At 64.7% G+C, this 22,083-nt stretch carries 18 protein-coding genes; 9 read left to right on the top strand and 9 right to left on the bottom strand.

Features of this window, described 5'->3' with window-relative positions:
• Positions 1 to 167 precede the first annotated feature (167 nt).
• The 3 genes from OTER_RS10595 to rpsU all read right to left on the bottom strand — a co-directional run bounded on the left by OTER_RS10595 (position 168) and on the right by rpsU (position 2,300).
• Positions 168 to 1,034, bottom strand: a complete 867-nt coding sequence (locus tag OTER_RS10595; RefSeq protein WP_012374915.1) for a TlpA family protein disulfide reductase — start codon at positions 1,032 to 1,034, stop codon at positions 168 to 170.
• Between the two features lie 30 nt (positions 1,035 to 1,064).
• Entirely contained in the window at positions 1,065 to 2,003 is a 939-nt protein-coding gene (locus OTER_RS10590; RefSeq protein WP_044891697.1) for a sugar phosphate isomerase/epimerase family protein, read from the bottom strand.
• Between the two features lie 99 nt (positions 2,004 to 2,102).
• Entirely contained in the window at positions 2,103 to 2,300 is a 198-nt protein-coding gene (gene rpsU / locus OTER_RS10585; protein WP_012374913.1) for a 30S ribosomal protein S21, read from the bottom strand.
• Positions 2,301 to 2,567: 267 nt separating this feature from the next.
• On the opposite strand from rpsU, the gene dnaE reads away from it, so the two are divergent.
• The 5 genes from dnaE (at position 2,568) to hemA (ending at position 10,760) form a co-directional block, all read left to right on the top strand.
• On the top strand, positions 2,568 to 6,383 hold the full coding sequence (gene dnaE, locus OTER_RS10580) for a DNA polymerase III subunit alpha (RefSeq protein WP_012374912.1): 3,816 nt from the start codon (positions 2,568 to 2,570) through the stop codon (positions 6,381 to 6,383).
• 114 nt (positions 6,384 to 6,497) lie between these two features.
• Entirely contained in the window at positions 6,498 to 7,775 is a 1,278-nt protein-coding gene (locus tag OTER_RS10575) for an RsmB/NOP family class I SAM-dependent RNA methyltransferase (protein WP_012374911.1), read from the top strand.
• A gap of 79 nt (positions 7,776 to 7,854) precedes the next feature.
• Positions 7,855 to 8,733, top strand: a complete 879-nt coding sequence (locus OTER_RS10570; protein WP_237702475.1) for a class I SAM-dependent methyltransferase — start codon at positions 7,855 to 7,857, stop codon at positions 8,731 to 8,733.
• A gap of 147 nt (positions 8,734 to 8,880) precedes the next feature.
• Positions 8,881 to 9,732, top strand: coding sequence for a cytochrome C assembly family protein (locus OTER_RS10565; protein ID WP_012374909.1), 852 nt, complete (start codon positions 8,881 to 8,883; stop codon positions 9,730 to 9,732).
• Positions 9,729 to 10,760, top strand: coding sequence for a glutamyl-tRNA reductase (gene hemA, locus OTER_RS10560; protein WP_012374908.1), 1,032 nt, complete (start codon positions 9,729 to 9,731; stop codon positions 10,758 to 10,760). The genes OTER_RS10565 and hemA overlap by 4 nt, the downstream gene beginning before the upstream one ends.
• Positions 10,761 to 10,866: 106 nt before the next feature.
• On the opposite strand, the gene lpxB is transcribed toward hemA, so the two are convergent.
• The 5 genes from lpxB to lysS all read right to left on the bottom strand — a co-directional run bounded on the left by lpxB (position 10,867) and on the right by lysS (position 16,773).
• Positions 10,867 to 12,036, bottom strand: coding sequence for a lipid-A-disaccharide synthase (lpxB, locus tag OTER_RS10555; RefSeq protein WP_012374907.1), 1,170 nt, complete (start codon positions 12,034 to 12,036; stop codon positions 10,867 to 10,869).
• A gap of 97 nt (positions 12,037 to 12,133) precedes the next feature.
• Positions 12,134 to 13,159: a Gfo/Idh/MocA family protein gene (locus OTER_RS10550; RefSeq protein WP_012374906.1), complete on the bottom strand. Its 1,026-nt coding sequence runs from the start codon at positions 13,157 to 13,159 to the stop codon at positions 12,134 to 12,136.
• 54 nt (positions 13,160 to 13,213) lie between these two features.
• Positions 13,214 to 13,948, bottom strand: coding sequence for an ABC transporter ATP-binding protein (locus tag OTER_RS10545; RefSeq protein WP_012374905.1), 735 nt, complete (start codon positions 13,946 to 13,948; stop codon positions 13,214 to 13,216).
• On the bottom strand, positions 13,941 to 15,176 hold the full coding sequence (locus OTER_RS10540; RefSeq protein ID WP_012374904.1) for an ABC transporter permease: 1,236 nt from the start codon (positions 15,174 to 15,176) through the stop codon (positions 13,941 to 13,943). Before OTER_RS10540 ends, OTER_RS10545 begins: the two co-directional genes overlap by 8 nt.
• Positions 15,177 to 15,270: 94 nt before the next feature.
• Positions 15,271 to 16,773, bottom strand: coding sequence for a lysine--tRNA ligase (lysS, locus tag OTER_RS10535; RefSeq protein ID WP_012374903.1), 1,503 nt, complete (start codon positions 16,771 to 16,773; stop codon positions 15,271 to 15,273).
• 198 nt (positions 16,774 to 16,971) lie between these two features.
• On the opposite strand from lysS, the gene OTER_RS10530 reads away from it, so the two are divergent.
• The 4 genes from OTER_RS10530 to OTER_RS10515 all read left to right on the top strand — a co-directional run bounded on the left by OTER_RS10530 (position 16,972) and on the right by OTER_RS10515 (position 20,959).
• Positions 16,972 to 18,219 (top strand): MgtC/SapB family protein, encoded by a 1,248-nt coding sequence (locus OTER_RS10530; protein ID WP_044892388.1) that lies wholly within the window; start codon positions 16,972 to 16,974, stop codon positions 18,217 to 18,219.
• A 146-nt stretch (positions 18,220 to 18,365) separates the two neighbouring features.
• A complete protein-coding gene (lipB, locus tag OTER_RS10525) occupies positions 18,366 to 19,079 on the top strand; it encodes a lipoyl(octanoyl) transferase LipB (RefSeq protein WP_012374901.1) in 714 nt (237 codons plus the stop codon).
• Between the two features lie 52 nt (positions 19,080 to 19,131).
• Positions 19,132 to 20,028 carry a lipoyl synthase gene (lipA, locus tag OTER_RS10520; RefSeq protein ID WP_012374900.1) on the top strand — a complete coding sequence of 299 codons (897 nt, stop codon included), beginning with the start codon at positions 19,132 to 19,134 and terminating at the stop codon, positions 20,026 to 20,028.
• Positions 20,029 to 20,188: 160 nt separating this feature from the next.
• On the top strand, positions 20,189 to 20,959 hold the full coding sequence (locus OTER_RS10515) for an AMP nucleosidase (RefSeq protein ID WP_012374899.1): 771 nt from the start codon (positions 20,189 to 20,191) through the stop codon (positions 20,957 to 20,959).
• 117 nt (positions 20,960 to 21,076) lie between these two features.
• Here OTER_RS10515 and OTER_RS10510 read toward each other — a convergent pair whose 3' ends face one another.
• A complete protein-coding gene (locus tag OTER_RS10510; protein ID WP_012374898.1) occupies positions 21,077 to 22,039 on the bottom strand; it encodes a hypothetical protein in 963 nt (320 codons plus the stop codon).
• Between the last annotated feature and the right edge of the window lie 44 nt (positions 22,040 to 22,083).

Below are 22,083 nucleotides of genomic sequence, written 5' to 3'. Positions count from 1 at the left end.
GTAGCCGGGGTCGTCGACCCCGGTCCGGGCTCAGCGAGCCCGGCGACAAACGGAATTCTCCTCCTCGAATCGTTCTCGTAATCGTAATCGTTCTCGGAAACTCGAGAGGACGAGAACGAGAAAGAGAACGAGAAAGAGGCCGACGGGGACGAGAGCGAATCGCTTCCCTACTCGCCCAGCGCTTTCGCCAGCTCGGCTTCGAGCTCTTTGCCGCGCAGGTCCCGGGCGATGATCTTGCCGTCGCGGTCCAGCAGGAAGGTCGCGGGAATGCTCGTGATTCCGTATTGCCGGCCGAGTTTGCTGTCCCACGCCTTGCCGTCGAAATACTGCGGCCACGTCATCTGCTTCTCGGCGATGAACTTCTTCAGCGCGTCTTCGCTGCGATCGAGGCTGATCCCGACGATCTCGAAGCCTTTGTCGTGATACTTTCCATAGGCGGCGAGGACGTTCGGCAATTCGGCGACGCACGGCCCGCACCACGTCGCCCAGAAATCGACCAACACCACCTTGCCCTTCAGTCCACTGATCGACAGCGGCGCGCCGTTGAGGTCCTGCTCGGTGAAATCCGGAAACACCGCGTCCGGCTTCAGCTTCGCGCGCAGCGCCGCACTCTCGCGCTGCTGCTCGATCTGCTGCAGTACCTCGTCGACTTTTCCGGCCAGCTGCGTCGTCGGAAAGTCTCGCTTCAACTGCGTCAGCAGCTCGGCGCCGCGGTCGGCATCGTCGAAGACCTGCAGGTAAAGCATGGCCTTCATCAGGAGCACCTGCGCCACCTCGTCCGTCTTCTCGCTGGCATGGGCGGCGAGCAGCGCGTCGAACGCCTTCAACTCCTCGGCCAGCGCCGCCTCGGTCCGCACGCCGCTGCTCAGTTTCGCGCGGACCTTTTCGACCAGCGTCCTGAGCTCGTCCTGCACCGTGCTCACGCTGGCCGCTGGCGCACTCACCGCCGCCGGCGCGACGCTCGACTCCGCCGCCGTCGCGACCGCTCCGCCAAGGCCAAGACATCCGCACGCGAACAAAATCCGGGTTTTCATAGGTAAGGGAAAGGGAGTCCGCGCACCGGTTCAGCCCAGCAGCTCCAGCACCCGCTCGCGCGAGGCTCGCACGCCTTCGACGGGAAGTCGCGGATTGAACTCGAGCACCAGCAGGTGCTCGGGTCGCCAGAAGCTGCTGATCATTTTGAAATCAATGTGCCCGCTGCCCACCGTCTGATGGTCCTGGCCCTGCGCATTCACGTCATGCAGGTGAAACCCGATCAGCTTCGGCGCCATCTTTTCGAGATGCGCGCGGTGATCGATCATCCCCATCGCCTGCTTGATGTCGGCATGCCCCGTATCGTGCCAGTAGCCCACCGGTGCTCCGGCCGGCAAGCTGTTGAGAAAATCGAGGTAATCCTCCTCCAGCGGCAGCTCCTCGAACTTTTCCCGGTTCTCGAAACCGAGTCGCACGCCTTTCTGCTGCGCATGCGCGAGCACTTCGTTGACGCTTTGCTTCGTCCGCTCCCAGAACGGTCCCATCCGCTTGCGCAGCTTCTCGCGCGATTTCGTCAGCAACGCCTGGTAGTCCTCATCGTGCGGGATGGTCGCATCCGGATGCCGCTCCCGGTAGGCGCGCAGCGTCCGGCCGGGATTGAACCAGAAAAACCGCACGCTGCCGAGGTGGCAGACGACCGTACTCGCCTTCACCTGCGCCGCGAAATCGATCGAACGCCGCGTGTGCCGCAGCCATTGCTCGTGCTCACGCGGATCGCTGGCGGACGGCTCGAAGAGATTCGGTGCCGCCTGCACCACCCCGGTCGGCAAGGGGCAAAAATTATGCGTCGAGCTGATCTTGACCAGCCCTTCCTCCACCGCGCGCAGCACGCCCGGCACCAGGGTGATCCGGATCCCGTGACTCAGCTCGATGTACTCGAACCCCAATCCCACCATCTCCCGGACCATCGCATAGCCGTCGGTATGACGGTGCGAGCACCAGCAGGTAGACAGGGACAGACGAACGTTCACGCAGTCACAAAGCTAAAAAACCCACCGTGATGCACGAAAAAAGAAAGCCGCACCCCGACGCGCGAGGTGCGGCAAAAAAGATTCGTTTTGGCGTCAGGCTCAGCTCTCGTAGCGGCGACGCAGCATCTGCGTGAACGCTTGGACCTTCTCCTTGCGGCGGCGCCTCTCACAGGGCTTCTCGTAGTAACGCTTGGCGCGAACACCCTTGATGATATTCTCGCGATCGAGCTTCTTCTTCATGCGACGGATCGCACGATCCACGGGCTCGTTTTTGCGGATTTTGATTTCGATAGACATGTGAACAGACGAAGGAGTGAGAGGAAAAGCGGGTAAATTGGCCAGCTCGCGAGCGGCCCGTCAATGGCTTTTTTGCAGAGCCGCCCGGCCTGCGCCGTACCCAGCCTCCGCTCAGGTGGTACCCGGCATCCCGCCGGGTTTCGAATCGCGGCCCGCGCCTCCCAATCCAAGCCGCCGGGACGGCGGGTTCCACCTGTTGACCGTTGCTCGCCATCCACTTCGGCCTTTCCTCTTGCCCTGCCGCAGCTCGAATCCGCTTATAGCCGCGTGCCGTCAGCGGATCCGAATTTCGTTCATCTCCACGTCCACAGCGACTATAGCCTGCTCGATGGCTCCTGCCGCATCGACCGGCTGCTGAAGCGCACGAACGAGCTGGGGATGAAGGCGATTGCGCTCACCGATCACGGCAATCTCTACGGTGCGATCGAGTTCTACAAGGCCGCCAAGGACGCCCAGGTCAAACCGCTCATCGGTTGCGAGCTCTACCTGGTCGAACATTCCCGCCTCGAGAAACACGGTCGCTCGGACGACGACGGAAAGACGATTTTCCACCTCGGGCTGCTGGCGCGAAATCTCACCGGCTATCAGAATCTGCTGAAGCTCGTCTCCGACGCGCACCTCAAGGGCTTCTATTACAAGCCGCGCACGGACATCGAAACGCTCGCGAAATACGCGGGCGGGCTCATCGGCTTCTCCGGCTGCCTCGCCTCATTGGTGCCGCAGCACCTGCTCAACGATCGCGAGGACGAAGCCCGCAAGGCCTGCGCACGCTTCGTCGAGATCTTCGGCCGCGAAAACTACTTCATCGAACTGCAGGACCACGGAATCCCGGAACAGCGCAAGATCATCCCCGGCCTGCTCGACCTGGCGCAGGAATTCAAGCTGCAGGTCATCTGTTCGAACGACGTCCACTACGTGAACCACGGCGACGCCGGTCCGCACGACGCGATGCTCTGCATCCAGACCGGCTCGAAGATCGACGACGAGAAACGGATGCGCTTCAGCGGCTCGCAGTTTTATCTGAAGTCGCGCGAGGAAATGGCCCAGGTGTTCCGCGAAGTGCCCGCGTCGCTCACGAACACCCAGCTCGTGGCTGACATGTGCGAGCTCGCGATCCCGTTTCCCAAAGGCAGCGAGCGCTATCCCAAATATCCCCTGCCGCCTGAGATCAAAACCGACCGCGGCGGCTACCTCCAGGATCTCTGCGTCGCCGGTCTCCGCCGCCGCTATGGCGTCGACTACTTCGCCGCGGCCTCGCATCCCGCCGCCGCCGAACGACTCGACAAACTCACCAACCTGCCCGCCGGCGAAAAGCCGCAACCGCCCGACTACACCGGACTCACCCACGAGGAAGAGCTCGTCGTCCGGATGGGCTACGAGCTGTCGATCATCCGCGTCACCGGGTTCATCGACTACTTCCTCGTCGTTTGGGATTTCATCGCCTGGGCCAAAAGCCACGGCGTGCCCGTCGGCCCGGGCCGCGGCTCCGGCGCCGGCTGCCTCGTCGCCTACCTGCTCGGCATCACCAACCTCGACCCGCTCCGGTTCAAGCTGCTGTTCGAGCGCTTCCTCAATCCCGAACGCGTCTCGCCGCCGGATTTCGACATCGATTTCTGCATGCGCCGGCGCGAGGAGGTTATCAACTACGTCCGCGAAAAATACGGCAAGGACTGCGTCGCGAACATCATCACTTACGGCACGCTCGGCGCGAAGATGGTGATCCGCGACGTCTCGCGCGTGCACAACCTGCCGTTCGCCGAGGCCGACCGCTTGGCGAAGATGATCCCCGACGAGCTCAACATCACGCTCACCGACGCGATCGCCAAATCCGCCGAGCTCAGCTCCGAGATCGCGCGCAATCCCGTCGCGAAAAAAATCGTCGACCAGGCGCTCGTGCTCGAGGGCATGGTGCGCAACACCGGCAAGCACGCCGCCGGCATCATCATCACCGACCAGCCACTCGACGACTTCGTCCCGCTCACGCTGCAAGAAGGCGACGTCACCGTGCAGTTCGACATGGGCGCGGTGACCAAGCTCGGGCTGCTGAAGATGGATTTTCTCGGGCTGAAGACGCTCACCGTCATCGCCGACGCGGTCGACAACGTCCGCCGCACCGCCGATCCGAAGTTCGACATCGAGACCATCCCGCTCGACGACCCAAAGACCTACGCGATGCTCAACGCCGGCAAGACCGTCGGCGTCTTCCAGCTGGAATCCAGCGGCATGCAGTCGGCGTGCAAGCAGGTCGGCGTCTCGAACATCGACGACATCAACGCGATCTGTGCGCTCTACCGACCCGGCCCGATGCAGTTCATCCCCGACTACGCCCGCGGCAAGAAGGACCCGAGCACCGTCGAGTATCCGCATCCGCTGCTCGAACAGTCGCTGCAGGAGACCTACGGCATCATCGTTTACCAGGAGCAGGTGATGGAGTGCGCGAAGATCATCGCCGGCTACACGCTCGGCGGCGCCGACATGCTCCGCCGCGCGATGGGCAAGAAGGACGCGGAAGCGATGGCGAAAGAACGCGTGAAGTTCGTCGAGGGCGCCAAGCGCGTGAACGCTATCGACGAGAAGAAGGCGAACGAGATTTTCGACCTACTCAACAAGTTTGCCAGTTACGGCTTCAACAAGTCGCACTCCGCCGCCTACGCGCTCGTCAGCTATCAAACCGCGTTCCTCAAGGCCAACTACCCGGTGCAGTTCATGGCCGCCGTGCTCACGGCCGAACTCGGCAACGCGGAAAAGGTCTCGCACTTCATTGCTGAAGCCGAGGCGATGGGCATCACCGTGCTCGGCCCCGACATCAACGAGTCGCGCGAAATGTTTACGCCGGTCCTTCGCGGCGCATCCTCGCCGCGAGCCCAGAGCCCAGAGTCCAGAGTCCAGAGCCAGGCAGATTCGGAGCTCTCAGCTCTCAACTCTCAGCTCTCAGCTGCCGAAGCGGATCGAGCCGGCGGCGCGATCCGCTTCGGACTCGCCGGAATCAAGGGCGTCGGTGAGCTCGCCGCGCAGAAGATCATCGAGGAGCGCGACAAGAACGGCGCGTTTTGCGACTTCGATGACTTCGCCGCACGGATGGATGGTCGTGCCGTCAACAAGCGCGTGCTGGAGCATCTGGTGAAGACCGGCGCCTTCGACTACAGCGGCGCACCGCGCAAGCCGCTCTTCGACGGCATTGACGCCGCGCTCGCCACCGTCGCCGCCCGGGCCCGCGATCGCGCTGCCGGCCAGCACAGTTTCCTCGACATGTTCGCCGAGGACCTCGCGCCCAAGAAAAACGGCAAGAATGGCTCAAACGGCCATGGAGCCGCGACGCCCTCGTCGCGGCCGGCTTCCGGCTCCGACTTCTCCACTCTCGACTCTCAACTCTCAACTTCTTCGGACGACTTCACCTCCACCGAGCGGCTCACCTTCGAAAAGGAGCTGCTTGGTTTCTACGTCTCCGGACATCCGCTCAACGTTTTCGCTGGGCTGACTGAAGCGATCGACACCTATCCGATCACCGAACTGTTGAATCAGGGCGACCGCACGGAATTTCGGTTGTGCGGCATCGTGTCCGGCATTGCCAAGCGGCTCTCGAAAAAAGACAACCGCCCGTGGGCCAGCTTCACGCTCGCGACGAAAGCGGGGGCGCTGCCGCTGAACATGTTCGCCGATGGCTACGCGAACTACGGCACGGTGCTCGCGGAAAACGCGCTCGTGCTGGTGCAGGGCAACATCATCGTCAACCAGGAGGGCGCGCGGGTGAACGTAAAGGAATGCTACCCGCTCGAGAATCAGATCGCCGGGCTCGTCCGCAAAGTCACCTGGCTGCTTCGGCCGGCGCATCCGGAACTCGCCGGCTTCTTCCACCAACTGCGCGCCACGCTCGACAAACAGTCAGGCGATACGCGATTGGAGCTGGGGTTCGCCTTCCCGAATCGGTTCGCGCCCTGCGCCGAGATCAGCACCGCGCTGACGTGGAAGGTGAACGGCCCGTCGTTCCAGGCGCTTCGCTCGCATCCGGCCGTCGCGGGCGTGCAGATCGAGACCCGTCGGTTGGAGCTGAAGCAGGACCGCCGCTGGGCCAAGCGCGGGTAAGCTTGCTGGTGCGGCGCGCTGCCCCGAGGTGCTCGTTTAACGCCCGCCTGTTTGCCCCCGCCTCGGTCTGGTCTTTCTTTTCGTCTGCTTCGTGTGTTTCGTCGTCTCACGCTGATGGCCACGCCCGATCAAGCCACTCTCAATCACGCCGCGCAGATCCTCGCCTCGATCTCGACTGATCATCGCGCGGACCTGGCATTGCGATTCTATTTCGAGCGGCATCGCTACCTGCGTCCCGCGGCGAAGCGCCACATCAGCCACGCGGTGTTCGTCTACTTCCGCTGGCTTTCCTGGCTCGACCCGAAGGCGTCGCCGCAGAAACGTATCGAACAGGCCGCCAAGCTGCACGAACGGTTCACCGCCGATCCGGCCTCGATCAAGGTGGAAGCACTCGCCGCGCGCGCGGTGCCCCACTGGCTCGCGAGCGAGGTCGAACTGCCCGCGGACACGCTGCGCCAACTGCAGCGCGATCCCGCACTCTGGATCCGCGTCCGGCGCGGCCACGCCGCCGAGGTCACGAAGACCCTCGTCCACTGCAGTCCCGCGGTGTTGCCGGCCTGGCTCACCGGGCTGGAGCCGCAGCTTTCTGCGTTTACCTTCACCGGGACGCAGGACCTGTTCCGCACCGAACCTTTCGACGCCGGCGAATTCGAGATCCAGGATCTCGCCTCGCAGATCGTCGGCCATGCCTGCGCGCCGCAGCCGCGCGAGACTTGGTGGGACGCCTGCGCCGGCGAAGGCGGCAAGATGCTGCACCTCGCCGATCTGATGGCGAACAAGGGCCTGATCTGGGCCACCGACCGCAACGCGCGCCGACTCGAGACGCTGAAGCACCGCGCGGCGCGCGCGCAGGTTTTCAATTATCGCACGGCACTCTGGGACGGCTCCGCCCGACTGCCGACCAAAACCAAATTCGACGGCATCCTCGTCGATGCGCCGTGCAGCGGCGTCGGCACCTGGCAACGTAATCCGCAGGCGCGGTGGACGGCGACGCTGGATGACGTGAACCAACTCGCCACCACGCAACTCACGTTGCTCAACCTCGTCGCCGGTTCGCTCAAACCGCGCGGCCGATTGATCTACAGCGTCTGCACGCTGACGCGCAGCGAAACCACGGCCGTCGCCGACGCGTTCTCCGCCGCGCACCCGGAGCTCGAGCCGCTGCCGCTGTTCAATGCCGCCGGGGTCGCCGACCCTGGCCCGCGCGCACCGAGCCCGGCCACAACCAGCTCCGTGCCCGGCTCAACTCTCAACCCTCAACTCTCAACGTCCGCCTCTTCACTCTCCGCTTCCTCCTCTCAACTCTCATCCCTCAACTCTCAACTCTTCCTCTGGCCCCACGAGCTCAACGCCAACGGCATGTTCATCGCCGCGTGGCAGGCTCGAGCCTAACTTCAAACGGAGAGTGCGCAGGTCGCGAAGCCCGGCCTTGCCATTTCAAAGCCTCTCCGCGATCTCCGCGTCCTCCGCGTTGAAAAACCACAAAATCTCCGCCACGACCGTTCGCGACGACTTCAACGACCTCGTCGCGGTGATGCACTACACGCGGGCGGCGCACGATTTGGGTCTCTGGAACTCCGAGCGCACCCTGATCGAACGGCACTTTCCCGATCGCACAGCCCCACTGCTCGAAGCCGGTTGCGGCGCCGGCCGGGTTACCCTTGGCCTGTGGAATCTCGGTTACCGAAACCTGACCGCGTTCGATTTCGCTCAGGAGCTGCTCGATCAGGCCCGCAGCCTCGCCGCCGCGCGTGGCGCCGACCACGGCCCCGATGCCATCCGCTTCCTCCACGCCGACGCCACCCGCCTCTCACAATGCAACCTATCAGATTGCATTGCGCCGAAGGAGCGGACCGGGAGGTGCGGGCCGGCCGACGAGCGGACCATCGCGTCCGAGTTCGCGGCTCTCAGCTCTCAGCGCTCAGCTCCCTTCGCCGGCGCGCTGTTCATGTTCAACGGGCTGATGCAGATTCCCGGTCGCGAGAACCGCCGCGCCGCGCTGCGCGAGCTGCACTCCGTCTGCGTGCCCGGCGCGCCGCTGTTGTTCACCACGCACGATCGCAACCACTCCTCCACCGAGCGCGCGCTCTGGCGGCTCGAACGCGTCCGCTGGGAACGCGGCGAACAGGATCCCCGGCTGGTCGAGTTCGGCGATCGCTACTTCGAGGAAACCGGCGTGGGCCGGACGTTCATGCATTTGCCGGACCGTGCGGAGATTGTTGCCGACCTCGCCGCCACCGGCTGGACGCATATTTTTGATGCGATGCGGCGCAAGGTGGCGCCTGAAACGAAGCCGGTTCGCGATTTTTCCGACGAGTGCCGGTTCTGGGTCGCGACGCGGGAGGCCTGAGCGATCGATGCGTGGGCGACACAGGATGCTGGCGCTACATGGTTTATGCCTCTGGAACGTAAGCATCGCATTAAAACGCGCCGGCGGCTGCTAATGGCCCGGACGCAGACTTGCCGAAGTCGGTGTTTCCCCTAGTTTCGCGCCTTCATGTTTGCCGGTCTGGCTGATCGCACCTGGTTCTGGTTCGCCGCGGGGTTCTACCTCCTCGGGCTCCTGCTGGGCACCCTGCTGCTGCTGCGCGGCGGTCGTGGGTCCAATGCCACGATCAACGTGATCATCGCCCTCGGCTACATCGGGCAGGTCATCGGGCTCTACACGCGGGGGCGGGCGACCGGCGGTTGTCCGCTCGGCAACACGTTCGAGATTTTCCAATTCACCGCCTGGTCGGCCATCACGCTCTATCTCATCGTCGGTGTGCGGTTTCGCTCGAGCCTCCTCGGATATTTCAGCACCTGCCTCGCTTCGGTGCTCACGCTGACCTCGCTCGCGATTCCCGCGTGGGACGCGACGCGCCGGTCGAAGATCTTCGGCGGCAATCCGTGGGTCGAGCTTCACGCCTCGCTCGCGCTCTTCAGCTATGGCGTCTTCGCGCTTCTCGCGCTGACCGCATTCATGCTGCTGCTGCGCTATCTTTCGCTGCAGCGGAAACGCCTGGGCGGCTGGTTCTCGTTTCTGCCGCCGATCGTCGAGCTCGACCACATCAGCCTGCGGCTGCTGATCACCGGCGTCGCATTCATGACGATCGCGGTGTTCGGCGGCACGTCTTACTGGTTGCGCGAGCACGATCCCGTGCACGCCTCGAAGATCGTCGCCACCGTGGCCGTGTGGCTGGCCTACAGCATCACGCTCGTGCTGCGCTGGCGCGGTCACTTGCTGGCCAAACGGTTTGCCTGGACGTGCATCCTGCTCTTCTTCGGCGCGCTGCTCTCGATCGGCCAGGTCGACGCCAGCCGCCGCCCCCCGGCTCCGCCGGCCCAGATTTCTGTTCCGCCGCGATGAGTGCCGACGGTTTTTTTGTGATCGGAGCGACGCACCACACCGCCCCGCTGGCGGTGCGTGAACGGCTCTCCCTCAACGCCGATGCCGCCGCCGCGTTCGCCACCGAGGTGCGCCGCTGGCCCGAGCTGCGGGAGTTCACGCTGCTCAACACCTGCAACCGGATCGAATTTTACGGCGTGGCGTCGGACGCGGCGATCGCCGAGCGCGTGCAAGCGACTTTCTGCACGCGGCAGAATTTCGATCCGGTCGAGTTCGCGCAATTCCGGCTGCAGCTCACAGGTCTGCCCGCCGTGCAGCACTTGCTCGAGGTCGCAGCGGGCATCGACTCGCAGATGCTGGGGGAAAACGAAATCTTCGGTCAGGTGAAGGAGGCCTATGCCACCGCGCAAACGAGCGGCCACACCGGCCCCGTGTTGAACCGCGTTTTCCAGAAAACGTTTCAGGCGGCCAAGCACGTGCGCACGCACACGGCGATCACGGGCGGCCAGGTCAGCATCGCCAACGTCGCCGTCGACCTCGCGGGCTCCATCTTCGGCAAACTCGACCAAACGCGGATCCTGCTCCTGGGCGCCGGGGAAATCGGCGAGAAGACCGCGAAGGCGTTCCGCAGCCGCGGCGCCGGCAGCTTGACGGTCGCCAGCCGCAGTCTCGACCGCGCAATGGCACTCGCCAGCGCACTCGAGGCAAGCGCGATGCCCTTCGACCAGCGCGAAGCGCGGCTCGCCGAATTCGATGTCGTCGTCTGCGCCACCTCGGCGCCGACGACGGTGATCTCGCCCGCCGCGGCGGAGGCCGCGCTCGCGAAGCGACCCGCGCGGCCGCTCTTCTTCATCGATCTCGCGCTGCCGCGTGACGTCGACACCCACGTGACCGAACTGGAAAACGTGTTTCTCTACAACCTCGACGATCTCGCGAAGATTGCCGACGAGAACCGCGCCGCGCGCGAAGCGGAGATCGCCAAGTGTCGCGCGATCCTGAACGAAAAAGCCGCCGCGCTCTGGCAGCACATCGCACCGAAAATCGGCTGAGCGTTACGCCGTGCTGGTATCGGTAGGGCGCAGCTTGCTGCGCCCGTCCGTTGTTCTTGTAGCCGGGGTCACCGACCCCGGCTACATCAGCGCGCCCCTACCCACCTCAACCCGTCATCTGTCGCACCACCCAATCCGCGGCGGATCCGCCCGTCGGCTGACTGAGCAGTGCACGCAGTCGTGCCGACTGCTCCGCCGTTTTCGCCTGCCGTTCCGGATCGTGAACGCTCGCCCGCAACTCCGCGGCCAGCGCCTGCGGCGTCGCCGCACCTTGCAGGTATTCCGGATACATCGGCTCGTTGAGCAGCAGGTTCGCGATCCCCAGATACGGCACCCGCACCAGCATCTTTCCGAGCACATACGTGAGCGGATTCGCCCGATAAGCGATCGCACCCGGAATCGCCGCCAGCGCGCAGTGCATCGACATCGTTCCGCTCGAGGTGAGTGTCGCTGCGACCGGCAACGCAACGCCACCGGCCGTACCGCCGTGCGCGTCGATCTCAACCAACCGCACGTTCGCCGGCGGATTCTCCGCTTCCAGCACGGTGCGGATCTCGTCACTCGGATACAGCACCACCGCGTCGCGTTCGCCAAACTCGCGGAAGCCCGCCAGCAACGCCGGGAAGATCCGTCCCACCGCCTGCTTCCGGCTACCAGGCAGCAGCAACACCGGCCCGGCCGGGTCGTGCCGCACCGGAGAAACATAGTCGGGCGCAACGAACGGATGACCGACAAACTCCACCGGCAACGTCGTGTCCGCGTAGCACTGCGGCTCGAACGGAAAAATCGTCGCCATCGCGTCGAGGTCGCGCGCCATCGTAAACCGGCGGCCAGCCTTCCACGCCCAGATCTGCGGCGAGATGTAGAACAGGCACTTGATCCTGCCGCCGCCCTTTACGCTCAGCCCGCGTTCGTGCAGTGCGGCGGCGATCCGGAGATTGAAACCCGGATAATCGATGAAGCACACCGCCCGCGGCTGATGCTCGGCGATCCAGCGCAGCGTGTCAGCGAACAGCGCCTTGAAAAATCCGTAGTGCTTCAGCACCTCGACCAGCCCGACAACCGACGAGGCCGTGAGATCGAACAGCAGCTGCGCGCCCGCCGCCGCGAGTTCGGGACCACCGAGCGCCGCGATGGCGATGCCCGGCTGCTTCGCGCGCAATTCGCGCACCATCCGGGCCGCGTGTTCGTCGCCGGAGTGTTCGCCCGCGATGATCAGCACGTCGACGCGGCCAGAGGTCGACGAGGGGAGGTGAACTGTCGGCGAGGAACTCATGCCGCACTGCCTCGGAGGCTGGGTGGTAGCGCGGCCGCCCTCGGCCGCTTCCGATGCTTGCGACCGAGGGCGGTCGCGCTCCCAATCTCCGTCTCGTTCATCGCTTGCCCGCCTGCTTGATCTGATCCGTGATCGTGATCGCCACGTCCAGCGCGCTCTTCCCAAGCGCCGCCCCGACTTTCGGCTGCTGCGCCTGCGCCACGCTGTTCACGAAGCTCGCCAGTTCGATCGCGAGCGGTTCGCCCTTCTCGATCGGGATCTCCTGCACCGGCACCGAGCTGACGTCACCGGGCTTGGCCAGCCCGACCTTCAACTTCAAGCCATAGGCCACCAGGTCGCTCTTCTTCACGAGGTGGCCCTTCTGGTTCATGAAATCGAGCGAGAGATAGGCGTTGTCCTGAAACACCCGGATCTCGCGATTCTTCTTCAAGCTCAGCCGGCTCGCGCTGAGGTTCGCCACACAGCCGCTCTCAAACTCGATCCGGGCGTTCGCGATGTCCTCGGTTTTCGACAGCACGCTAATGCCCACGCTGTCGATCCGCTTGATCGGCGACTTCACCAACGCGAGCACGATGCCGATGTCATGGATCATCAGGTCGAGCACCACGCCGACCTCGGTACCACGCGTCTGATAAGGGGCCAGTCGCTCCGTCGTGATGTAGCCCGGTCGGCTCACTTCCTTTTCCAGAAAACTCATCACGGGATTGAAGTGCTCCACGTGGCCGACCTGCACGATCACGCCTTGCGTCTGCGCCGCCGCGAGCACGCGTTCGGCTTCGGCGAGCGAGGCGCAGATCGGTTTCTCGATCAGCAAATGACAGCCCTGCGCGAGCAGCGGCAGCGCCACGGCCTCGTGCTTGTCCGTTGGCACGACCACCGAAACCGCGTCGCACGCGGCGCCGAGTTCCTCGAGCGATGCGAACCGCCGGCAATTGAGCTTCGCGCAAATCTCCGCCGCCCGCGCGTCGCTCGTCTCGAAAATCCCCGCGAACTCCACGTTCGGCAGCGTGGAGTAGATCCGCGCGTGATGCTGGCCGAGCGAGCCCACGCCGGCGACGCCGCAGCGCACGCGGTCCCGCGGGCCTTTTCCGAGTTTCGACTTCAGCGTTCCGAGTAAAGCCATGACCACCGATGAGCGGACAAGGCGCGCAAATGTTCAACTCCGAACCCCGAACTCCTAACTTGGGCCGGTCGTAAACCGGCCGTCGTGCAGGAACAGCGTCCGCTGCGCCTTGGCCGCGTGCAGCGCGTTGTGCGTCACCAGCACCAGGGCGGTTTTTGTTTCGGCACAAAGGCCCAGCAGCAATTCGATCACCGCGTCGCCGGTGTGTTCGTCGAGATTGCCGGTCGGTTCGTCCGCGAGCAGCAGTTGCGGCGAGTTCATCAGCGCCCGGGCGAGCGCGACGCGCTGGCGTTCCCCGCCCGACAGCTGCGCCGGCAGATGGTCCTCGCGTGACGCGAGCCCGACGCGAGCGAGCAGCGCACGGGCCCGCTCGCGTTCCGCGCGGCCCGGCGCTTTCAGGATCCGCGCCGCCATGAGCACATTCTCCAGCGCGTTCAGCTCCGGAATGAGGTAGAACGACTGAAACACGATCCCGAGGAATCGCGCCCGTCGGTCGGCGTCGATCCGCCCGCCCGGCCACACCAGCGTACCGGCATCAGGTGCGTCCAGCCCGGAGAGCAGGTTGAGCAGCGTGGACTTGCCGGAACCGGACTCGCCGCGGATGGCGACGCTTTCCCCGGCGAACACGTCGAGGTCGACGCCGCGCAACACCTCGATCCGCCGCGTGCCGCTGAGATAGCTCTTGGTGAGCCCGCGCGCGGAGAGGACCGGAGTTGCAGCCGAGCTCGCTGAGCCCGGCCGGCCGGGGTCGCCGACCCCGGCTACATCGCTTCGATGGTCATCACTCACTGCGCAGCGCCTCCACGGGTTTGAGTCGCGCCGCGCGCCACGCCGGCAGCAAGCCCGCCAGCGTCGAGATCACAATCGCACACACCACGATCAACGTGAGGTCCGAGCGTGAGGTGTACGCCGGCAGCTGGCTGAATTGATAAAATCGCACCAGCACCTCCTGACTGCCGGTCAGCTCGGTGAATCCGCGAATGATGTCGTTGCGGAAAAACAGCGTGGTCAGCCCGAGCGCCAGTCCGAGGAGCGTGCCACCGCAGCCGATAAGCAATCCCTGCATACAGAAGCACGCCGCCACCTGCCGCGGTTTGCCGCCCAGCGCCCCGAGCAGCCCGATCTCGCGCGTCTTGCGCACGACCGAGATCAGCAGCGAACTCGTCACCGAAAATGCCGCCACGATGATGATGAACGTGAGCAGGAAGAAGATCATGTTCTTCTCCAGCGAGAGCACGAAGAGGAAATCCTGGTTCGTATCGATCCACGACCGGGCCACGGCACCGGACTCCGGCGGCAACGCGGCGTTGATCCGGCGCGCCATCTCATCGGCGTCGAGCCCGTCGGCGATCTTCACGTTGATGCCGTGCACACCGTGCTGCAGCCCGTAGAGATCCTGCATCAACCGCAACGTCACGATCACCGTCGAGCTGTCGAGCTGCTGGTGTCCCACCTCGAAGATGCCGACCACCGTCAACTCGCGCGGCAGCAGCACCTCGTCGTTCTTCAGCCGCTCCAACAGCAGCGGCGAGTAAACCTCCACCTTGCCCCCGAGTCGCGCGCCGATGTTATGCGCCAGCGTGGCGCTCAGAATGATCGAGTCGTCATCGAGATCCTCGAGTGAGCCCACGCGCACGTAGCGGTCGAGCGGCACAACCTTGGTGACGGTGTTGAGATCGATGCCCTGGATGCCCGGGAACGCCGGTCGGCGCTCGGATTCGAGCATCACCACGCCTTCGGCAAACGCCGTCGTGGCGACGACGCCCGGCACCTTGGCGATCCGTTGCTGCAATCCCGCGGGATCATCGATGAACCCGTTCGCCCGCACCTGCACCTCGCCTTGCGTCTCGACGACCATCCGCCGGATCTCGTGTCCGAATCCGCCCATCACGCTCGTCGATACGACGAGCAGCGCGACGCCGAGTGCCACGCCTACGATCGAAATGAACGTGAAAAACGGAAACCGCCGCCCGGTCGGGAAGAGCTGCTTCAGGGCAAGGTAGAAATACCAGGGCATGGCGTCCGCCAGATTAAGTCCGAAGTTTAAGTTGAAGCGACGAAGGCTGTGGGAAGATCTCCGACGATTCCGACTTCAACTTCAACTTTCGACTTCAACCGGCGGCGCCTGCGGCGCCGCTCGGCCGCAGCTGCGGGAACAGGATTACATCGCGAATGCTCTCGGCCCCGGTGAGCAGGATGCACAACCGGTCGATGCCCACGCCCATGCCGCCGGCCGGCGGCATGCCGTGCTCGAGTGCGAGCAGGAAATCCTGGTCGATGTTCTGCTTCTCCTCACCAGCCTGCTTCTCGAACATCTCGCGCTGCACGTCGGGATCGTTCTGCTCCGAATACGCCGGCGCCACTTCCATGCCGCCGATCGTCAGCTCGAACACGTCGAGCACGCTCGGATCCTCCGCGTTCAGCTTCGCCAGCGGGCACAGCTCCTTCGGCAGGTGCGTGACGAACGTCGGCTGGATCAGCGTCGGCTCAATCTTCTTCGAGAAGATTTCGTTCGTGATCTCGAATTCCTCCCAGCCGGGATGGATCTGCAGTCCCATCGCCTCGGCCTTGGCGATCTTCTCGGCCTTCGAGCGGCTGAACCACTCGGCGTCGCCGGTGACCTCCTTGATGAGGTCCTTGTAACGCACCTCACGCCATTCGCCGCCGAAATCGATTTCCTGGCCGCTCGCCGAATGCTTGATCTTCAGCGAACCGTCCGCCGGCTTCACGATGTCGCGCACGAGCGAGGTCAGCAGGTCACGGATCAACGTCATCATGCCGCGGTAGTCACTGTAGGCCTGGTAAACCTCGAGCATGGTGAACTCGGGGTTGTGCCGGCGTGACACGCCTTCGTTGCGGAAAATCCGTCCGATCTCGAACACGCGATCGAAGCCGCCGACGAGCATCCGCTTCAGCCGCAGCTCGGTCGCGATGCGCAAGAAGAAATCGACGTTGAGCGCGTTGTGATGCGTCACAAACGGCCGCGCCGCCGCGCCGCCGGCGGTCGCTTCGAGCACGGGCGTTTCCACCTCGATGAAGCTGCGGCCCTCGAGGAACCGCCGCACGTGCGACACGATTCGCGAACGCAGCATCAGCCGCGCGCGCGACTCCTGGTTCATGATGACGTCGAGGTACCGCTGCCGATAAACCTGCTCCGGATCGCTCAAGCCGTGGAACTTCTCCGGCAGCGGCCGCAGTGCCTTGCTGACCAGCGTAAACGAGTCCACGCGCACCGTGATCTCGCCGGTCTTCGTTTTGAACAACGTGCCGGTGACGCCAATGATGTCGCCTAAGTCGAGCGCCTTCTTGAAAAATCCATAGCGCTCCTCGCCGAGCACGTCCTTGCGGAAGTAGAGCTGAATCTGACCCTGCTGATCCTGGATCTTCACGAACGAGCTGCCGCCTTGCACGCGGAAGGTCACCAACCGTCCCGCGACCGTCACCGGGACCGCATAATCCTGGCCGTCGACGTAGAGCGCTTTGGCATCGGCCGAAAAGTGGGTGGGCGCGATGGCCGCGCGAAACGGATCGGTCCCGGCCGCGCGCATGTCCGCAAGCTTCTGGCGTCGCACCGCATGCTGGTCGTGGGAGATGTCAGTGGGAATTTCGCTCATGAAACCCCGCAGGCTGTGGGTCGCCGGTGCGTTGGGCAAACGGAAATTAGGCCCTCGCACGGCACAGGCTCACGGGCGGGACGCCCGTGCCACGGTGGCATGGGCGTCCCGCCCATGTCGGAAAAGCAATGCGCCGCGCGGATCCGCGTCAGCGCTCGTCGCTTGCGCACCGCCTGCGCGCTCCCCATCCTCGCCGTCATGCCCCCGCTGCTCATCGCCATTGTTGCCAGCGCATGTCTCGGCGCGCTTGTCGGACTGATCCGCCAGTGGAGCGATCAGTCGGCCAAGGCCGCCGACGTCGACTTCGGCGGCGTGCGCACGTTCACGTTCTGGGCGATGCTTGGGTGCGTCGGCGCCTTCGCCAGCGAGCAGACTTCACCGGTGCTGCTCGCCGTGGTGTTCCTGCTCGTGGGCACCCAGCAGATCGTGGCGAAGTTCAACGCGCCACCCGGCGCCCGTCCTGGCGGCACCACCTTCGCCTCCACCCTGCTCACCGTGCTCGCGGGCAGTCTGGTCTATTGGCAGGAACTGCCCGGTGCCGTGCTCGTCGCCGCGACGACGATGGTGCTCGTCGGCAGCAAGCAGCCGCTGCACGCCTGGACGCGCGCGTTCACCCAAGACGACATTCGCGGCACGTTGCAGTTTGTGGCGATCACGGGTGTGATTCTCCCGCTGGTGCCGAATCGCGCGATGGGTCCGTTCGACGCGTTCAACCCGTTCTCGACCTGGCTCATGGTGGTGCTGATTTCCGGGCTCGGCTTCGCCGGCTACATCGCGATACGGATGCTGGGCACCGGCGCGGGCATCGTGGCCACGAGTCTGTTCGGCGGACTGGCCTCGAGCACCGCGAGCACGCTCGCATTCAGCCGGCGCAGCAAGACTGATCCGGCGCTGTCCCAGCACTACGCCCTCGCCGTGATCATCGCCTGCACGGTGATGCTGCCGCGCGTCGTCGTGGTAATCGCGTTCATCAACCGCGAATTTGCACAACGCTTGGTTCTGCCGCTCTCGCTGATGGCGGTGCCTGGAGTCCTTTACGCGGCGCTCGTCTGGTGGCGGCGCCGTCCCGGCAAGGTCCACGGCGACCCGGTGGCACTGCGCAATCCGCTCGGACTTTCCACCGCGATCAAATTCGCCGTGCTGTATGCCGTCATCGCTTTTCTCGTGAAGGCGGCGCCACAACTTGGACTCACCAAGGGCTTGCTACCGCTGTCGTTCGTCTCCGGCCTGACCGACATGGACGCGATCTCGCTTTCGATTGCGCAAATGCGCGACGCCACCCCGCAGGATCTGGCCGTCCGGGCGGTCACGCTAGCCGCCGTGAGCAATACGCTGCTCAAAGCGGGACTCGCGATCAGTATCGGTTCACCGGGTATCCGCTGGCGCATCGCGCTCGTGCTCGGGCTCACCGCCGCCGTAGGTGTTGCAGCGATGGGGCTGGTGTAAGGTTCGCGTACCCGGTTGAGCCCGCCAGCCCCGGCGGCTTGGTCTCTGGTCCCCTTCAGCGCGGCGGGACGCCGTTTCACCTGTGCGGCGCGCTCGGGTCGCTCTGACGACTTGCGCGGCCGACGATCTGCCGCACTTTCGCGAAGATGACTCAATCCAGCATCCTCTCCACCGCGGCCGCGGGCGCCGTCGTCGATTGGGGCCGCACCCGCTACGCCGAAGCGTGGGCCCGGCAGGACGAATTCGTCGCGCGCCGAATCGCCGGCGAGATCCCGGACACCCTGGTGTTCACCGAACACGAACCGGTTTTCACCACCGGTCTGCGTGCCGGCGCCGAGAGCCATCTGGTGTGGAACGAGGAGCAGCTCGCGCGCGAGGGCGTGGAGGTCGTGAAAACCAACCGCGGCGGCGACATCACCTATCACGGGCCGGGGCAGATCGTCGGCTACCCGATCGTCTCGCTCGCCGCGCACAAGGATCTGCACGCCTACCTGCGTTTTCTCGAACAGGTCTTGATCAACAGCGTCGGCACGCTCGGGCTCGCCGCTTCGCGCCGGGTCGGCAAGACCGGCATCTGGGTCGGCCCGCGCAAGATCGCCGCCATCGGGGTCGCGGTAAAGCGCTGGGTCGCCTACCACGGCTTCGCGCTCAACGTGAACGCGAACCTCGCGCACTTCCAAGGGATCGTCCCGTGCGGCATCAGTCCGGCAGAGGGCGGCATCACCTCGCTGCAGGCGGAACTCGGACACGCGTTCGACCTGGCCGAGGTGAAGTCGGTGCTCGCGCGCGAATTCTGGGCCGAGTGGTCGCGGTTTGTGACGCCACCCGCCGCCGCGACCGCGCCGACGAAAGCGGGCTGAGCTCTTTTCTTTTGCCCTTTTTGCGGCTTTTTGCGGCCATTCCCCCCTTTTCATGGAAACCCAGCGCAAACCTTCGTGGCTTCGGGCCAAGCTGCCCGGCGGACCCGGCTACGCCGCCACCCGCCGGCTGGTGGACCACAATCACCTGCACACTGTCTGCCAGAGCGCGCAGTGCCCGAACCTCGGCGAATGCTGGGCCCGCGGCACGGCGACGGTCATGATCTTGGGCAACATCTGCACGCGGTCGTGCAACTTCTGCGCGATCGCGACCGGCCGGCCTACCGAGCTCGACCTGGGGGAACCGGCGCGCGTCGCCGACGCCGTCGCCAAGATGAACCTGCGGCATTGCGTAATCACGAGCGTCGCCCGGGACGAGCTCGCCGACGGCGGCGCCAGCGTCTGGGCCGCGACGATCCGCGCGATCCGCTACAAGAATCCGCACACCGCGATCGAGGTGCTGACGCCCGACTTCAAGGGCAATACGGCGCACATCGACATCGTGCTCGATGCGAAGCCCGACATCTTCAACCACAATCTGGAAACGGTGGAGCGGCTGCAGAAGCCGGTGCGCGTGCAGGCGCGTTACGAGCGCTCCCGCAGCGTGGTCCGCCACGCGAAGAGCCGCGGATTCACCACCAAGACCGGGATCATGCTCGGGCTCGGCGAAACGAAGGAAGAGATCGAGCAGACGCTCCGCGATATCGCTTCCGACAAGACCGACATCGTGACGATCGGCCAGTATTTGCAACCGACGGCGAAGCACCTACCCGTCGCGCGCTGGGCGCCGCCCGAAGAGTTCGTTCACTGGAAGGAATTCGGGCTGTCGCTCGGGATCGGCGTCGTCGAAAGCGGCGCGCTGGTGCGCTCGAGCTATCACGCGGACGAGCAGTCGGTGAAGTTCACGGGAGCGCACCATTTGAATACGCAGAACGCGTTGGCAGCGTCGTAAGCTCGACGTGGCACGGGCATCGTGCCCGTGAAGCGACGGGGTTCGTTCGATGCGCTGCGCGTAGAGCGCCGTCCACCACGGGCGGGACGCCCGTGCCACCCGCGGCCCGACCCGTCCGCTTTTTGACTGCATTGGCGGAGGCGGGCTGCAAACTCCGCCCATGAAGTCCCGCCAAGAAATCGTCGAAAACTGGCTGCCCCGCTACACCGGCGTGCCGCTGAAACAGTTCGGCGATTACATCCTGCTCACCAACTTCGACCGCTACGTGAGCTTGTTCGCGCAGTGGCATCACGTGCCAGTTCGCGGCAAGGACAAGCCGATGAGCAGCGCGACGGCCGGCAAGATCACGATCATCAACTTCGGCATGGGCAGCGCCACGGCCGCGACGGTGATGGACCTGCTCAGCGCGATCAAACCGAAGGCGGTGCTCTTTCTGGGCAAATGCGGCGGCGTGAAGCACCGTGCCGAGGTCGGCGGTTTCATCCTACCGATCGCAGCGGTCCGCGGCGAGGGCACGAGCAACGACTATTTCCCGCCGGAGGTGCCCGCGCTGCCCGCGTTCGCACTGCAGAAGGCGATCTCCACCACGATTCGCGAACACGGCCACGACTACTGGACCGGCACGATCTACACGACCAACCGCCGTGTCTGGGAGCACGACGACGAGTTCAAGGCCTACCTCAAGAAGATCCACGTCATGGCCGTCGACATGGAAACCGCGACGATCTTCACCACCGGCTTCTACAACGAGATCCCGACGGGCGCGCTGCTGCTGGTGTCGGATCAGCCGATGACACCCGAAGGCGTGAAGACCGCGAAGAGCGACGTGCTGGTGGATGAGAAATACGTCTCCGATCACATCCGGATCGGCATCGATTCGCTGAAGCAGCTCATCAACCGCGGGCTGACGGTGAAGCATTTGAAGTTCTGAGCGGATTCCTTCGTCCCGCACCCCGCACCTGACGCTTGTAGTCGGGCTCGTTGACTCCGGCGCCGGCCTCAGCGAGGCCGGCTACATCGGCAGCGCGAATACTCCCCTTGACTGCCGCTACTCCGCCACGTCGAACCAGAACGGCACGAACGTCTCGCGGCCGCCAAGGTTCACCTGCGCCCAGATCACGTAGCGTCCGGCCTGCGGAATCGTGATCTTGAAATCGAGCACGGGCTGGATCCGATCCGGCCGCTTGGCGAGGTCGAGCTGCATCGGATGGAGGTGCGCGAAACCCTTCCGGCTCTGATCGAACGCCACCAGATGTGCGAACGCATCCATCACCGGCTGCAGCGGCACTTCGCGGCCGTCGAGCCGCACGACCGTGAACCGCAGATCCGCCGGCTGTTTCGCCCGAATGGGTTGCACGGCCGGCTGCAGCGAAAATCGATAGCCCTCGCGTTCGACCGTCTCGTTGGGAGCACGGCCGCCCGCAGGCTCGGCCCCACCGCCGCCCGCTCCAGCCTTGCCCGCTCCCACCGCCAGATCCGCATACGCATAAAGTCCGCGGTTCGTCGCCGCTGGCGTGAAGTCAGCAAAGACGCGATACAGACCCGACGCTTTCGGAGTAAACGAAAACTTCCACTCTCCTGCAGTCCGCCCCGGCGTGGGATGCACATGCTGGTAATCGGTCAGCGACGGATCCGCGATCAGCAGATGCAGCCGCTCGGTGTGCACGACGAGCAAATCCTCGGGCGCGATCGGCTTGCCGCTCGCGGTGCGCAGGACGGCGGTGGCCCGAACTTCCTGTTCAGCTCTCGCCTCCAACGCGTTGAGCGAAAGCGTTACCGGCGAAGCGACCGCGACGACCGGGATGAACTGCGGATTCGACGGATCGCAGAACTCGATCGAGTTCGCTGCATCCACCCGGAAATCCATGTGGCTCAGATTCGTCCCGGTCGGCAGCCAGCGCAGCGTCAGATAAAGCGCGAGTGCGGCGATGGTGATCGTTGCCAACTGCCTCCACTGCCGCGGCGTGAGCGCCGGCCCCTCGGCCCGTGATTTGAAATCTGCCTCACTCATGCGATCAGCGTGCTTGCTGGGGACGCGACGCCCTCGTCGCGTCG

The sequence above is a fragment of the Opitutus terrae PB90-1 genome, from assembly GCF_000019965.1.
GTDB classification, from domain to species: domain Bacteria; phylum Verrucomicrobiota; class Verrucomicrobiia; order Opitutales; family Opitutaceae; genus Opitutus; species Opitutus terrae.
Note: the sequence above shows the minus strand (reverse complement) of the source record. Positions and strands in the feature narration are given on the sequence as shown.

Excerpts from the sequence above, each read along its gene's own strand:
- lysS (WP_012374903.1), bottom strand. The coding sequence starts at position 16,773 with ATGAGCGAAATTCCCACTGACATCTCCCACGACCAGCATGCGGTGCGA.
- OTER_RS10550 (WP_012374906.1), bottom strand. The coding sequence starts at position 13,159 with ATGGCTTTACTCGGAACGCTGAAGTCGAAACTCGGAAAAGGCCCGCGG.
- lipA (WP_012374900.1), top strand. The coding sequence starts at position 19,132 with ATGGAAACCCAGCGCAAACCTTCGTGGCTTCGGGCCAAGCTGCCCGGC.
- lpxB (WP_012374907.1), bottom strand. The coding sequence starts at position 12,036 with ATGAGTTCCTCGCCGACAGTTCACCTCCCCTCGTCGACCTCTGGCCGC.
- hemA (WP_012374908.1), top strand. The coding sequence starts at position 9,729 with ATGAGTGCCGACGGTTTTTTTGTGATCGGAGCGACGCACCACACCGCC.
- OTER_RS10540 (WP_012374904.1), bottom strand. The coding sequence starts at position 15,176 with ATGCCCTGGTATTTCTACCTTGCCCTGAAGCAGCTCTTCCCGACCGGG.
- rpsU (WP_012374913.1), bottom strand. The coding sequence starts at position 2,300 with ATGTCTATCGAAATCAAAATCCGCAAAAACGAGCCCGTGGATCGTGCG.
- OTER_RS10530 (WP_044892388.1), top strand. The coding sequence starts at position 16,972 with ATGCCCCCGCTGCTCATCGCCATTGTTGCCAGCGCATGTCTCGGCGCG.
- OTER_RS10575 (WP_012374911.1), top strand. The coding sequence starts at position 6,498 with ATGGCCACGCCCGATCAAGCCACTCTCAATCACGCCGCGCAGATCCTC.
- OTER_RS10515 (WP_012374899.1), top strand. The coding sequence starts at position 20,189 with ATGAAGTCCCGCCAAGAAATCGTCGAAAACTGGCTGCCCCGCTACACC.
- OTER_RS10565 (WP_012374909.1), top strand. The coding sequence starts at position 8,881 with ATGTTTGCCGGTCTGGCTGATCGCACCTGGTTCTGGTTCGCCGCGGGG.
- OTER_RS10595 (WP_012374915.1), bottom strand. The coding sequence starts at position 1,034 with ATGAAAACCCGGATTTTGTTCGCGTGCGGATGTCTTGGCCTTGGCGGA.
- OTER_RS10510 (WP_012374898.1), bottom strand. The coding sequence starts at position 22,039 with ATGAGTGAGGCAGATTTCAAATCACGGGCCGAGGGGCCGGCGCTCACG.
- lipB (WP_012374901.1), top strand. The coding sequence starts at position 18,366 with ATGACTCAATCCAGCATCCTCTCCACCGCGGCCGCGGGCGCCGTCGTC.